The sequence below is a fragment of the Phycisphaeraceae bacterium genome, from assembly GCA_019636655.1.
Classification (GTDB): domain Bacteria; phylum Planctomycetota; class Phycisphaerae; order Phycisphaerales; family UBA1924; genus JAHBXB01.
This window is the reverse complement of sequence record JAHBXB010000004.1, coordinates 253223-266894: the sequence shown is the minus strand read 5'-3', so window position 1 is coordinate 266894 and position 13672 is coordinate 253223. Positions and strand designations below refer to the sequence as shown.

10 protein-coding genes are annotated in these 13672 nt (G+C 67.0%); all 10 read right to left on the bottom strand.

The annotated features are described in order from the left end of the window. Positions 1-99: 99 nt before the first annotated feature. On the bottom strand, positions 100-2172 hold the full coding sequence (gene acs / locus KF745_12790) for an acetate--CoA ligase (protein MBX3359290.1): 2073 nt from the start codon (positions 2170-2172) through the stop codon (positions 100-102). A 55-nt stretch (positions 2173-2227) separates the two neighbouring features. Beyond that, positions 2228-4087, bottom strand: coding sequence for a beta-lactamase family protein (locus KF745_12785; GenBank protein MBX3359289.1), 1860 nt, complete (start codon positions 4085-4087; stop codon positions 2228-2230). Positions 4088-4159: 72 nt separating this feature from the next. Further along, the gene (locus KF745_12780) at positions 4160-4597 is read right to left on the bottom strand and encodes a DUF3568 family protein (GenBank protein ID MBX3359288.1); all 438 of its coding nucleotides are present in this window, start codon (positions 4595-4597) and stop codon (positions 4160-4162) included. Positions 4598-4672: 75 nt separating this feature from the next. After that, entirely contained in the window at positions 4673-6007 is a 1335-nt protein-coding gene (locus KF745_12775; protein MBX3359287.1) for a DUF1501 domain-containing protein, read from the bottom strand. 87 nt (positions 6008-6094) lie between these two features. Then, entirely contained in the window at positions 6095-7549 is a 1455-nt protein-coding gene (locus KF745_12770; protein MBX3359286.1) for a DUF1800 domain-containing protein, read from the bottom strand. A gap of 182 nt (positions 7550-7731) precedes the next feature. Next, entirely contained in the window at positions 7732-9765 is a 2034-nt protein-coding gene (gene tadA, locus KF745_12765; GenBank protein MBX3359285.1) for a Flp pilus assembly complex ATPase component TadA, read from the bottom strand. Between the two features lie 4 nt (positions 9766-9769). After that, entirely contained in the window at positions 9770-10588 is an 819-nt protein-coding gene (locus KF745_12760) for a general secretion pathway protein GspB (GenBank protein MBX3359284.1), read from the bottom strand. Further along, the gene (gene pilO, locus KF745_12755; protein MBX3359283.1) at positions 10585-11142 is read right to left on the bottom strand and encodes a type 4a pilus biogenesis protein PilO; all 558 of its coding nucleotides are present in this window, start codon (positions 11140-11142) and stop codon (positions 10585-10587) included. The genes KF745_12760 and pilO overlap by 4 nt, the downstream gene beginning before the upstream one ends. After that, entirely contained in the window at positions 11139-12113 is a 975-nt protein-coding gene (locus tag KF745_12750) for a PilN domain-containing protein (protein MBX3359282.1), read from the bottom strand. Before KF745_12750 ends, pilO begins: the two co-directional genes overlap by 4 nt. A gap of 90 nt (positions 12114-12203) precedes the next feature. Then, positions 12204-13538: a pilus assembly protein PilM gene (gene pilM, locus KF745_12745; protein MBX3359281.1), complete on the bottom strand. Its 1335-nt coding sequence runs from the start codon at positions 13536-13538 to the stop codon at positions 12204-12206. Between the last annotated feature and the right edge of the window lie 134 nt (positions 13539-13672).

The following is a 13672-nucleotide window of genomic DNA, read 5'->3' as shown; positions in this document are numbered from 1 at the left end:
GATCTGCTGGACGGGGCTGCCGGGCGACGATCGGCGTGCACATCGGTCAACGCCCTCGTGCCCGACTGTATTCTCTGTGCCGAAGCGGTGCGTCGCGGGTCACGATTCGTCGTCACCCCTGAGTTTCGCGAGGATCGAGTAGTCCTCCAGCGTGGTCGTATCCTGCCGGATGTTCTCGACGCCGGACGCAATATCGCGCAGCAGCCGCCGCATGATCTTGCCGGACCGCGTCTTCGGCAGGGCGTCGGTGAAACGGATCGAATCGGGCCGGGCGATTGGGCCGATCTCGCGGCTGACGTGCTCGAGCAGGGCAGCGCGAAGGTCCTCCCCGGCCCTCTGCCCGGATCCGAGCGTCACAAACGCCGCGATGCCGGTGCCCTTGATGTCGTGGGGCATCCCGACGACCGCGGCCTCGACCACAGCCGGATGCGACACCAGCGCCGATTCGATCTCCATCGTCCCAAGCCGATGGCCCGCGACGTTGATGACGTCGTCGATACGGCCCATGACCCAGAAGTAGCCGTCGGCGTCGCGCCGCGCCCCATCGCCTGTGAAGTAGTACGCCTGGCCGGTCGCCGGATCGCGGACTCGCGAGAAGTAGGTCTGCACGAACCGGTCGCGGTCGCCGTGGACGCCGCGGATAATCCCCGGCCACGGCCGGCGGATGACCAGCAGGCCGCCCTTGTTTGCGCCGACCTCGTGGCCCTGTTCGTTGACGACCGCGGCGTCGACGCCGAAGAACGGGAGCGTGCACGAGCCGGGCTTGGTGGGCATCGCGCCGGGCAGCGGCGCGATCATGAATCCGCCTGTCTCGGTCTGCCACCACGTATCGACGATCGGGCAGCGGTCCGCGCCGATGTGCTCCCGGTACCACATCCAGGCCTCGGGATTGATCGGCTCGCCGACCGTTCCGAGGATGCGGAGCGAGGACAGGTCGTGCTTCTTCGGGTGCTTCTCGCCCCACTTCATGAACGCGCGGATCGCGGTCGGCGCGGTATAGAAATGCGTCACCCGGTGCCGCTCGACGATGTCCCAGAAGCGATCCTCGGCGGGGAAGTTCGGCGCCCCCTCGAACATCAACGAAGTCACGCGGTTGGGGAGGATGCCGTAAAGGATGTAGGAGTGGCCGGTGACCCAGCCGATATCGGCGGTGCACCAGTACAGCGGTGCATCGCCACCGGCTCCGGCCGGATCGCCGAAGTTCCATGCGTACTTCGCTGTCGCGTACACGTGCACCATGTACCCGCCCGTGGTGTGCACGATCCCCTTGGGCTTGCCGGTCGAACCGGATGTGTACAGAAGGAACAGCATGTCCTCGCTGTTCATCCGCTCGGCAGGGCATTGATCGGACGCCTTGTCCACCACGTCGTGCCACCAGCGGTCTCGGCCGGCGTTCCACTCCACGGTGTTGCCGCACCGCTTCAGGCAGATCACGTGGTCCACCGCGGCGGCGCCGGGCTTGGCCTTCTCGAGTTGCGAGACCGCCGCGTCGACGTTCTCCTTCAGCGGGACCACCTTGCCGCGGCGCCACGCCCCGTCGCACGTGATCACGGTCCTCGATGAGGCATCGGTCAGCCGGTCGGCGATCGCGTGCGCGCTGAACCCGCCGAAGATGACCGAATGCGGCGCCCCGATGCGCGCACAGGCGAGCAGCGCGATCGGCAGTTCCGGCACCATGCCCATATAGATTGTGACGACCTGACCCTTTCGGACTCCCATCGCCTTGAGCGCGTTCGCCAGCTTCGATGATTCGCACAGCAAATCTCGGTACGAGAGGCGTCGAACCTCGGGCCCGGAGGGCCCCACGGGCTCGCCTTCCCACAGGATCGCCGTCCGGTCGCCGAGACCCGCTTGGATCTGTCGCTCGAGGCAGTTGTACGCGATGTTGGTTGTCGCGCCGTCGAACCAGCGGGCATCCGGCGGGCTCCACGAAACAACCGACGTCCACGGCGTGAACCAGTGCAGTTCCTTCGCGATCGACCCCCAGAACTCGCCCGGCTGCTCGATCGACCGGCGGTGCATCTCTCGGTAGGCGCCGATCGATGGGACGAGCCACTGGGCACCGCCGGGAAGGCCGAGTTCCGCCGCGGAGGGCGGCTGAAAGAGACGTGTCTCGTTCAGCACCGAATCGATGTCGCCGGAGGGACCCGGCTGTGATGGGCTTGTGGTCATCCGTACTCCCCTGAATCTGGCTCTGAGCAGTGTACCGAGTCCCGGGAGGCACCCGTTACGGGGCGGCGGGCGGCCGCTTCCGCGCGATCTTGTCGCCGGAGTCCGTCACGATGACGACGGAGTCCGAACCGCCGTCGGATGGCGCCAGGACAAGCCGAATCGTCGACCACGTCCCTGCATTGAGCGAGGCGATCGAGGACTCCGATTCGGGCACCAGTGTCAGCGACGGCCCGCCCGCCTGTGAGAGCGAGAACAGGCCGATCCCGTAGATGCTGCCGTCGCGCCAGAACAACCGGATGATCTCGGGGCGGCGCTCGTAGTCCAGCCGCACAAACGTCTGGATCGGGTACCCGACCCGGGCGTCTCCCCGCGTCGATCCGAGCACCGTCATGGACTTGATCGGGTCGCCCTCACGGTTGGCCGATGCCCAACGCGTTGCCCAGTTTCTCGCGGCCGACTGCGGGACCCGCTCGTGGACCGCGTTGAAGAACCGGGTCATGTGGGCGGCTTCACCCGTCATCCAGCCTTGCAGCACCTCCGCCGTCGCCGCGGTGCGCTCGGCGAGTTCCTCCGCGTCCCCCTCGGCCGGGAGGATGAGCGTGTTCATCATGTCTTGACCGATCGCGACGGCGCGTACGCCCTCATCGATCTCCGTGAGTTCGAGGGCGCCGCCGCCCTCAATCTCGTACACGCCCATCCGGCTCTGCAACTGCTCTCGCTGGGCATCTGTCAGGTCAACGGGCGTCGGCGGCAGAACGACCGGCTTGCCCAGCAGGATATCGATGATCCGTGACCGGACGGGCACCGCCGCGCCCCGCCGCCGGTTGTACAGCCCGATGATCGCGGTTCCTGCCGGGAGGTCCGGCGGCGCCAGGTAGTCAAAGTCATCGTCCTCGGGCATGGGGGATCGCAGCGGCATCCACAGCGCCACATCCGCTTCAAACCCGAGGGTCGTACCCGCGTGCTGCGCGAGCGACACGTCCTCCGACGACGGAAGAACGTACCAGCCGAGCGCGTATCCCTCGAGGCCCGGGGCGAACATCGCGGCCCGTGACGCCGCATCCAGGAATCCATCGGCGCTGAGCACGGTGCGCCATGTGAGCAGGTCGTGGGTCGTCGTGAGCACACCCGTCGCGCCGCGGTGGCCCCAGGCAAAGGGCCGCTCGTCCGCCGGCCCGATGTCGCCGACGGTCGGATCGCGCGAGCCCGCATCCTCGTAGCCGTGCGCCACCGGCCCCGCCGCGGGATCAGGCTTCTCGCCGCAGAACATGGTGTGCGAGAGCCCTGCCGGCTCGAACACCAGTTCCCGGACCGCCTCTTCGAAGGGCTTGCCGGCCACCTTCTCAATCACCGCGGCGATGAGGAAGTAGTTGAGGTTCGAATACAGGAACGCCTCTCCCGGTTCGCCGCGGCGAAACGGCGGCGCGGAGAGGATGTGGTCCATGACCTGGTCGCGGTCCTTGAAGTCCAGGTTGCGGAAGTTCGCGTCCCGCGGCAGCAGCGAAGTGTGCGTCAGCAGGTGCCGCAGCGTCAGGTCCTCACGCAGGTGCTCGGGATCGAGCACAACCTCCGGGAAGAACGTCACGACGGGATCGTCGATGGACAGCTTCCCCTGCATCTGCAGCCGCAGCACCGCCGCGGCCGCGAACTGCTTGGAGACCGAGCCGATATCGAACCGGGTTGCCGTGGTGTTCCGGATCGGCGGTTCCGCGGCTCCGTCGGCGTTCCCGAGCGCCACATCAGCCAGGACCCGATCGCCCTGCACAACCAGCACCGCGCCCCAAAGCCCGCTGTGCTCGGCCGCCGCCAGGAACTCTCGAAGGAGTTCCGCCTGCTCATCGGGAGTTGCCGCTGACCGGGCGGACGGCCGAGAGGCCGCGGGCGGGGTCGACGTCCCAGCGGCACTCGGGGCCATGCCCGTTAGCACTGCAAGAACGACGCACGTTGCAGGTGCCCGCCAGACCATTGGGACGAAACTCCTGTTGCTTTACCCTGGCGTGTCTTGACTGGGGGCCGCGTTGAGCCCCGTGCGCAACTGGGCTTCCATTCGCTCCAGCACCAGCCGCGAGATTTCCTCGTCCCCGAAGTACCCGACCTGGATCGAGACGTCCGTGAGCATGTCGGCCCGGTAGTCGAGCACGACGAGCACCTCGACGCCGTTCATTCGCGACGCCCGCAGGCGCCCCCCCACTGCGTCCTTGTTCGCCTCAAGCACCGCAAACTCGAGTTCATTGACGGCGGTGCGTGCGGCCGCCCACACCTTGTTGATCGAGGCGGCTTCCTTCCCGCTGAGCTTGCCGCCCGAGTAGGAGTATTGCCCCGGAGCCTCCTGGCCCTTTGACGGTCCGCCGGCGCACGCGGCGAGGGCACCGGCCACGATCGCGGCCGCGACACCCCGCGTGCTGAACCATCTCGCAAACGCCATGCGGCAACTCCTCGACCACCGGTCGGTGAGTTGTAGCCGGTTGCCGTTCGGCCCGCAAGCCGTCCCCGGGATGTGTCAGGCGCTGACGACTCCGGGGAACGTGGGCGTATAGCCCGGAAAGACCGTCGCGAGATTGGAGTTATTCAGCCTGTTCTGGGTGATCTCCGCGAGGACGTCGCGGTAGTCGGTCGCCACCTGCAGGTCGAGGTTCTGGTACAGGTTCGACAGCGTCGGCCAGCCGGGGCCGGGGCCGCCCTGGCCCGCGGGCAAGCCATTGAAGACCTGGTTGCCGTTGACGTGACCGCCCATCACGATCATGCAGTTGCCGTGCCCGTGATCGGTACCGGCCGAGGCGTTTTCAAGAACTCGCCGCCCGAACTCGGACATCACCACCACCGTGACGTTCGACGTGCTCACCAGCACATCGCGCCGGAACGCGGCCAGCGCGTTGCCGAGATCCGTGAGGTTCGCCGACATCGTGCCCGTGCCGAAGTTGCCCTGAGCCGAGTGGGTATCCCAGCCGCCCTTGTCGATGCAGACAGCCTCGACGCCGACATTGGCGCGGATCAGCGCCGCGGTTGACTTGAGCGCTCGTCCGAAGGACGTCGCCGGGTACACCGCGCCGCCATTGGGCGTGTACGTCGAGAAGTTGATCCCAGCGAGCATGTTGATCGTGGCCTGCGTGTTGCTCGCGGCGGTGCGGACCGGGTCCGCCACCAGGTTGTACGCCGTGTTCAGTGCCGCGAGCCGGGCCGCCCGAGTGTCGCCGGGTCCGGTGATGTTGTAGGTGACGGTCGTGTTGGCGAGCGTCGGAACCGGCACGGCCTTGGGAGCGCCCAGCAGCGCGATCTCGAGGTTGGATGCGATACCGATCGCCCGTGCCGCCGCGTTGGGCTGGAGGGGCGGCGTCGTCATCAGGTGCCTCGCCAGCCACCCGGTGCTGATCGACGCGTCGCCGGGTTTCCCGACTTCCATGAACCGCTGGGCATCAAAGTGCGAGCGGGACGGGTCGTTCGAGCCGGTCGCCTGGATGAACGCCACCGTTGAATCGTCGTAAAACGGCTTGAGCGCACCAAGCGACGGGTGGAGGCCCATATAGCCGTTGAGGTCGATGCACCGGTTCACGGTGTCCGGATCTGTTGGAGGGGGGATCTTCAGCGTCGGCCGCTTGATGGCGTACTGGGGATCCGCGTAGGGGACCACCATCGACAGTCCGTCCGACGCCCCGCGCAGGAAAACCGCGACGATGACGTCCCTTGCCCCACCTCGATAGTCCTTGGCGAACGCCACCCGCGGCAGCCACGCCGGGGCGGAGGTCGCCAGCAGGCCCATCATCCCCGCCGCGCCGATGAACTGACGCCGCGAAAGGACCTGGTACTCGTTGCAGCCGATGCACTCGTGCTCGCTCATGGCCTCACCTGCCTCCCGCTCCACCCGCGTTTGCCTGTTGCACCCCGACGAACGACCCCGTCCCGCGTGGACCGCCCCGCTCGCCGCCTAGTACCACTGGAACGCCGGGCAGCCGATCGCCAGCCCGATCGACTCCCTGATCTTCGTGTTGCTCGGGTTCGAGACGCCGATGTACTGCGACAACCCGGCCAGGTCCTGCGGGGGCATCTTCCCGCCGAAGATGACCTTGTTGATCTGCTTGAGCACCGAGGCCGGCGAGACCGCGCCCGCCATCAGCGGGACGCTGTCGACCGTGGAGCCCAGTTGCGTCGTGGAGTTCCAGTATTCGTTGTTCATCAACGAGGCGCCGAAGCTCCACCGGGGCAGCAGCAGGTCCACCCAGGCCTCGACCTTGTCGGGATAGCCATCCGGCGTCAGCCACGCGAACGGCATGTGCCCGGCCGCGCCGATCGCGGTCTGCACCGAGTTGGTCTGCGTGATCGTCGCGCTTGTCGCCCTGAGGGCCGACGCGGCCAGATGCAGCGGCCGCTTGAACTTCCACGGCGCCGAGGAAATCCTCGCCGGATCGAGTGTCCACCGCACCATCTGCTTGATATCGCCGCCGGTAGCGAGGTACACCTGCGCCAGAGCACTAACCAGCGACTGCGGCGGGTTCTGCCCCCACAGGTGCGTCAGGATCTTGCCCGCGATGTACGCGGCCGTGTTCGGGTGCACCGAGAGGATGTTGAGCACATCGATCGCGTCCTGGATTCCCGCGGCCGCGGTGCGGGCCGGGATGACCACCGGGTTCTGGTAGCCGCCGGCGATATCGAAGATCGGCGAGAGGGTCTTGGAGTTCACGTCGTGCGTGCCCGTGTTGTACAGGAAGGTGTGCACGTTCGGCGTCGTTGCGCCGCCGGTGACATACCTCCAGCCGGTGAAGCACCGGGCGACTGCCAGCACGTCCGCCTGCGTGTACCCGCCGTTGACGCCCAGCGTGTGGAGCTCCATCAGTTCGCGGGCGTAGTTCTCGTTCGGGGCGGTCCTCGAGTTCGTGTCGTTGTTCAGATACTCAAGCATCGCAGGCGAGTGCGCCGAGGCCCACAGCAACGCCGGGAAACTCCCCAGGGCATTGGGCCTGATCACGCTCCGGTCGTCCACCACCTTCATGCTGTCGGTGGGAGCCGATCCGTTGTAGATGTTGAAGTGATCCGTCCACATCTCCACCATGACCTCGAGCAGCTGCCGCTTGCTCTTGACGGCGCGGTAGATGCGGGCTCGACGGAGCTGGTTGGTCGCGTCGCCGCCGGTCAGCGTCAGCAGCTGATTCGGGCTCATCTTGATCGCGGGATACGACGCCTGGACGAAGTTCTCGCACGCCGTGTCGTCGATCATGTCCCAGGCGAGCTGGTATTCCAGGTAGCCCCAGTAGCCCAGCGAGCGGGCGAGCGACATCTCGGCTTCTGTGACGCCGAAGGTGCACCGCGACACCAGCGCGGCCAGAAGGTCATCCCCCGGGCCACCGCCGATGACACCCAGGTTCGAGCGACTGAAACGGCTCATGTGGTCTCTCTCCGACGACCCCTCCCGGGCCGCACCGGCGCACACACATCAACGCGCATGTCTCGTGCGCGTCCGCCGGGAACGAAGTTACCACAACATCTGGGGCTGGGGAAGTAGTGGATTCCCTAAATCACGCAGATTGCCATCCGAGACTGCGTGTTCGGCTCTCGTTCAACATGCCACTACATCGACGCCTCGGTCACCCTCAGCACCTCTTCCACTGTGGTCAGGCCGCGAGCGACCTTCCGCATGCCGTCGTCGCGGAGCGTGACCATGCCCCGCTCGATGCAGAGCCGGCGGAACTCCGCCACATTCGGGTTGCGGGCGATGATGTCGCGGAGCTGGTCGTCAACGGACAGCAACTCGTAGATGCCCACCCGGCCGGTGTACCCGGTGCTGCGGCACCGGTCGCACCCCACGGAGACGAATACTCCGTCGGGGTCCATCCCCTGCATCCGCAGAAACTCGGCCCGCTCGTCCGTCGGCAGTGATTGAGACTTGCAGTGAGCGCACAGCCGCCGCACGAGCCGCTGCGCCAGCACGCCGTTGATGGCGGCGCCCACGAGGAATGGCTCGATTCCGATGTTGACCAGCCGCGTGATGGACGACGGAGCATCGTTGGTGTGCAGCGTCGAGAGCACCAGGTGGCCGGTGAGCGACGCCTGGATCGCCGTGTGCGCCGTCTCCTGGTCGCGGATCTCGCCCAGCATGATCACGTCCGGGTCCTGCCGCAGGAGCGCCCGCAGCGCCTCGGCGAAGGTCATCCCGATCTTCTCGTGGGTCTGGGTCTGCGTGATCCCGTCGAGGTGATACTCGATGGGATCCTCGACCGTGGAGATGTTCAGCGAGTTCTTGTCCAGTTGCCGGATCGAGGCGTACAGGGTGGTTGTCTTGCCCGACCCCGTCGGACCGGTGACGAGGATGATCCCGTGCGGCAGGTCGATCTGGTTCTTCCAGATCTCCATCGTGTTCTCATCGAAGCCCAAGTCGGAGAGTTCGACGTTGATCGCGCTCGTGCGCAGCAGGCGCATCACGGTCTTCTCGCCGCACGCGGTTGGGAGCGTCGACACGCGGAGATCCAGCTTCTGACCGCCGACCGTGCAGCGGATTCGCCCGTTCTGCGGAATGCGGCGTTCGGCGATGTCCATGTTGGACATGATCTTGATACGCGAGGTGATGGCCGCAGCGTACGACGCCGGGGGCTGCAGCATCTCGAACAGCTCGCCGTCGATGCGGAACCTCACCTTGAGCTTCTTCTCGGTGGGCTCGATGTGGATATCCGACGCGTTGTTCGTGATCGCTGTCTGGATGATGTAGTTCACGTAGCGGATGACCGGCCCGTCCCCCGCCTGCTGCTCGAGATTCAGTTCGGAGCTGGTCTCCTGCCGCTCCAGTTCGACGTCGGTCTCCGAGACGTCGCCGAGCAGGTCGGAGATGTTCACATCCTGCTGCTGGGTGACGCCGACGAGTTCCAGCGCTCCGCGGATGTCGTACGCCGTCACCACCACCAGCTTGACCGCCGGCACCTTGAGCCGCCGGCGCACCTCGTCGGCGAGGAAGACATCGTCGGTGCTCGTAGCACCGATCACCACCCGGCCGCCCTCGCCGATGCGCAGCGGCACGACCATGTGCTGCTTGCAGAAATCCAGGCTCAGCCGCTGAAGGAGTTTTCCGTCGAACCCGCCCTCGAGCCCTTTCTCCAGGTCGATCCGCTCGAAGGCGACACCGGCGAACTCCGCCACCGCCCGCTGCACGCCGACCTCGTCCGCGCCCTGCTCGATCGCGATCTCCGCCAAGCGCCGGCCCGGCGTCTGACGCATAATCGTCTGGGCCGCCGTCAGTTGCTGCGCTGTCACCGCCCCGCTCGAGAGCAGGAACTGCCCGAGGTCCGTCCGCGGCCTTGACTCCTCGTGCGCCTCGGGCTGGTAGATGTCGCTCAGCGTGTCGTTAGCAGGTGTAAGCAGCACCGGCCTTGGCGGCGTATTCACTGGCCGCGGCGGCAGGGGCTTGGCGGCCGGCGCTTCGAGCGTGGAGGCCTGCAGGATCGGCGGCAGGCGATTGAAGGGCGATGGACGCGCCGCCTCATCCGGCCGCGGGCTTGCCGGCGCAGGGGGCTGCTCAGTTCGCTCGGGCCCCTTGGGAGTCCGCACCGGGGCCGGCGCCGCCGGGTCGACGCCCAGCTCGTTCAGAAGGTGATCGATGTCGACTCGCGGCATGGGCTTACTTCTTCGGGCGGCCCTTGCCGCCGGTGTGATGCATCGACTCGGGGACCTCGAGGGTGAACGACTTGCCGTCCACCTCGAGCACAACGCCGCGTCCGTGGATGTCCTTGACCGTGAAGACCTCCTCGATCGTGTCCCCAACGCGGACCAACTCGCCGTTCACCCGCGCTGCGGGCACCGATCCGGTCATCACCGAGTTCACCTGGAGCGTTGCAAGGGCGCGCATGATCTTCTGCTCCCGCGCTTCGCGCTCCTTGCGCTCGCGCTCCGCCTGCTCGCGGGCCGCCCGGTCCACGGCTGCGGTGTCCGGACCCGACTCGGCGGGTCCGGTGTTCAGCGGCGCCAGCGTGCCCGCCATCTTGAACGGGTTCCGCTGCACCTGCTCGGGGGGCACCTGGCCGGAGATCCGGCTCGCCGAAAGGTCCGCGAGCACCACGCGGTGGTCGGTCGCCATAACAGACGACGGCTTGTCGACGTTGTACGTGAAGGCCGGGTTCGGATCAGCCAGCGCGGACCGCGGCCCCATGCCCAGGAACCTCATCGCGAATAGCGCGCCCGACGCCGCGAACAGCACCAGGAACAGCACCAGGTTCTGCGACGACACGATCGACCGCTTCGGCGCGTCCAGCCCTTCGTCGCCCGAGGCGACGCCGAGCATGTCCATCCGGAGGTTCGCCGCGGCGGCATCCGCCTCGTTCTCGCCGCCGGCCTCTGCCACGATCGCGTCACCCGAGTCCACGGCCTCGAGCCCCGCATCGAACGAATCGTCCGGACCGGATCCCGAGGAGCCCGGCCGGTTGCTTGGGGGCTTGGTCATTTGATCTGGCCCTCGTCGCGCTGGTAATAGATGCTCAACACACACTTCGCCTTCATGTTCCCGTCCACATCCGGCGCTCTCGCGATCTCCACGTTGAGCAGCCTCGTGATCCGCGGCAGCTGCTCGAGCGCCAGGAGGAACTGGTAGAACCCGTCGAAATCGCCCGTGATCTCCACGTCCAGCGGCTGCTCCATCGCCATCCCGGCCTGCAGCGGCTTGTCCGACTTCTTGAAGTTGGGGACCTTCAGCCCGTTCTGATCCGCGATCTCCGCCAGCTGGCGGAGCACGTTGTCCATCTCCTTGGTCGACGGCAGTCTGGCCTCGATCGACTGGATGGACTCACGGATCTGCGCGTTCTGCCGCTCCAGATCGGCCGCCATCGCGGTCGCCTGGCGCAGCTTGTCGAGCATCGCCTGCTTGTGCTCGATCTCCTTCTTGGCCCGCGCGATCTCGATGTTCTGCGGCCGGAACACCATGAAGAACGACGCCACCGGCACGGCCACCAGGACCGCGAAGAAGAAGGCCTGCCTCAATCCGTTCGCTGCGTGACTCATGGCATGGGCTCCTCGGGCTGATCCTGCGGCGCCGTAGCGCTCGCCGGCGCAGCGGGCTGGTCCGCCTGCGCATGCTCCTCACCCTCCGCGTCGGGGGCCTTTGGCTCCAGCTTGCTTCCGGTGAGGCCGAACCGCCGAACCCACGAGGGCGAGTTGGGCATCGGCTTGCCGTCCGGACCCATCTGCGGCTGCTTGCCCGCGAACGCTCCGCCACGCGGCACCTGCAGCGGCTGGATGTTCCTCGCGTCGGCCGTCGCCTTGATCCGCGCCTCGATCCTGAACTTGCGACGCTCCACGTCGTCCACCTTCACGGCACCGGTATACACCAGGTCCACCCCGTCCAGGAGGGGGCACTGCTTGAGCGATGCCTGGTAGTCCGCCACCTTGTCGTCCGCCGCCGCGAGGCCCACCAGCTCGATCGTGAAGTCAAACTTGGGCGCCGTCGGCTTGGGCCGCTCCGGCTCCTTGTCCTTCGCCGCGGCGCCGGCCAGCGACTTGGGCTTCGCGGCCTGCTTGAGCTTCTCCTTCGTGTCCATCGCGGGCGCCTCCTTGAGGCGCTTGCCCATCAGCTTCAGGTCCGTCAGCGTCAACTGCTCGGGCATCCGGTTGATGATCTCGGCCATGAGGATCGATCGCGGCACGCGCTCCAGTAGTGCCGCTGTAATGTCGGCCTTCTCCAGCATCTCCTGCTTCTGCGCCTCCAGCACCTTGAGCTGGTCGATCTTCCGCCCCTCCGCCGTGTACTGGGCATTGATGTCCTGCTGCAGCGACTTCACCGAGTTCCACTGGCGGTGGGTGACGAAGAACGCCGCCACGACGCCGAACATCACGATGCAGAACAGCACCAGAGCGATGAAGTTGCTCCGCCGTTCCCTCTTGCGCCGCACAAACTCCTCGGGGAGGAACGAGCCCGCGCCGAGGTCGGGTCGGCTCTGCGGCGCCAACGGTGAGTTCTTGAAAGAGAGATTCATGTCATTCGCTCCCGAACCGTGCCGTTCACCCTGCCCTTGCCGACCCGGCCCGCCTGCTCGACGAACCATTCCATCCAGCACCGCCGCCTGCTACAGGTCCGTCGGGGCCACGCACAGCCCGAACGGCACAGCCCACCCGGGCTGCGGAGATGTCAAGTCCACTCCAGGCGTCTTCTCCTGACCAGTCCGGGCCAGGCGGGCAAATGGGTCCGCCACCTGCGCCGGGACGCGGAGCGTCCTGGCGATGTGCTGGCACAACCCGCGGTGCCTCGACTCGCCGCCCACAAAGATCGTCCGGTTCACCCGCCGCCCCGGGAACAGAGCCTCGTGGTACCTCAGGCACATCGCGACCTCGTCCGTGAGCGCCTCGAGCGGCTGCGACAGGTCGATGTCCGTCGGCGCCCGCGGGCCCTTGCTCGCAGGCTCACTCGTTAGATCGTGCGTGAGGCCCGGCGCGATGCGCGCCGTTCGGCGCTCCTCCGCCAGCGCCGCCGCGGCCATCTCCGCGGGACGCTGCCGGCCCTCTGTTGCCGCCTCCTCCCTCGCCATCACCATCCCCGCCGCGAGCACGGCCATCCCGTCTCCCGGCTCCCCGGCCGGCGCCGCGTTGACCGCCTTGGCCGAAGGGATCAGCTGCTGCGAGTTGATCCGCCTCGCCCTCGCCACGGCGGCTCCCACCTGCTGACGCTTGGCGACCGCCGCGTCCAACTGGGCTCCCGCGAGGTTGATGGCCTTGGCGAACACCAGATCACGACCGTGGGCGATCATCACCTTCGTCGCGCCCATCCCGATATCGAGGTACAGGGTCGTGAGCGCGGTGTCCTCGGCGCGGCGAGTAATCTGGTCAAACCCCCGCAGCGTCGCCAGACACTCCGGGTGCATCGCCACCGGCTCAAGACGGGCATCGCGCACGGCCTTCATGAACTGCGCGATCAGTTTCCGCGACGCCGCGAGGCAGATCACCTCGTTCTTGCCCGAGTTCGCCTGCGGGTTCCCCGACGAGGCGTCCACCTCGATGTGCCGGTAGATCAGCGCATCGGGGTGGCAGCCGATCTGGGCGGGCACCGCCGCCTTGACCAGCGACGCCACGGTCAGTCCGTCGGTCCTTGGAAACTGCATGTGCTTGCAGAATGTCTGGCCCGCCGGGATCGAGCACACGGCCCGCTTGCCACGGAACTCGCCCGAGCGGATCAGCTTCGGCAGGTTCTCGGTCTGAAACGCGATCCGCTTGGCGTGGTCCGTCAGCAGATCCTCCGGCGTCTCGAGCGCGGCCGCGGCCACGAGTACCAGCGGATCCTCGTCCTTCGCGCCGGGCGCAACCTGCAAGACCTTCAGCGACGCCACGCCGAAGTCGACGCCGATCGGATAACCCGAGTGCTTCAGCAGCCCAAACGGGCGCCGTCGATCAAATGATGCGAACAGCATGGTGTCGGCCTCGTCCTTCGCAACACCCCTTGGGAGCAAATGCGGGCAGCCTCGTGCCCACGGAAGGAATCGGCCCCCCCGGGGACGGGGTTGACCCCCGCAGGGGCGAGAAAAATCTCGCAGACTGGTGAGAC

Bases quoted from the DNA above. Each gene is read 5' to 3' on its own strand.
- KF745_12775 (MBX3359287.1), bottom strand. From the start codon at position 6,007: ATGAGCGAGCACGAGTGCATCGGCTGCAACGAGTACCAGGTCCTTTCG.
- KF745_12770 (MBX3359286.1), bottom strand. From the start codon at position 7,549: ATGAGCCGTTTCAGTCGCTCGAACCTGGGTGTCATCGGCGGTGGCCCG.
- KF745_12760 (MBX3359284.1), bottom strand. From the start codon at position 10,588: ATGACCAAGCCCCCAAGCAACCGGCCGGGCTCCTCGGGATCCGGTCCG.
- acs (MBX3359290.1), bottom strand. From the start codon at position 2,172: ATGACCACAAGCCCATCACAGCCGGGTCCCTCCGGCGACATCGATTCG.
- tadA (MBX3359285.1), bottom strand. From the start codon at position 9,765: ATGCCGCGAGTCGACATCGATCACCTTCTGAACGAGCTGGGCGTCGAC.
- pilO (MBX3359283.1), bottom strand. From the start codon at position 11,142: ATGAGTCACGCAGCGAACGGATTGAGGCAGGCCTTCTTCTTCGCGGTC.
- KF745_12780 (MBX3359288.1), bottom strand. From the start codon at position 4,597: ATGGCGTTTGCGAGATGGTTCAGCACGCGGGGTGTCGCGGCCGCGATC.
- KF745_12750 (MBX3359282.1), bottom strand. From the start codon at position 12,113: ATGAATCTCTCTTTCAAGAACTCACCGTTGGCGCCGCAGAGCCGACCC.
- KF745_12785 (MBX3359289.1), bottom strand. From the start codon at position 4,087: ATGGCCCCGAGTGCCGCTGGGACGTCGACCCCGCCCGCGGCCTCTCGG.
- pilM (MBX3359281.1), bottom strand. From the start codon at position 13,538: ATGCTGTTCGCATCATTTGATCGACGGCGCCCGTTTGGGCTGCTGAAG.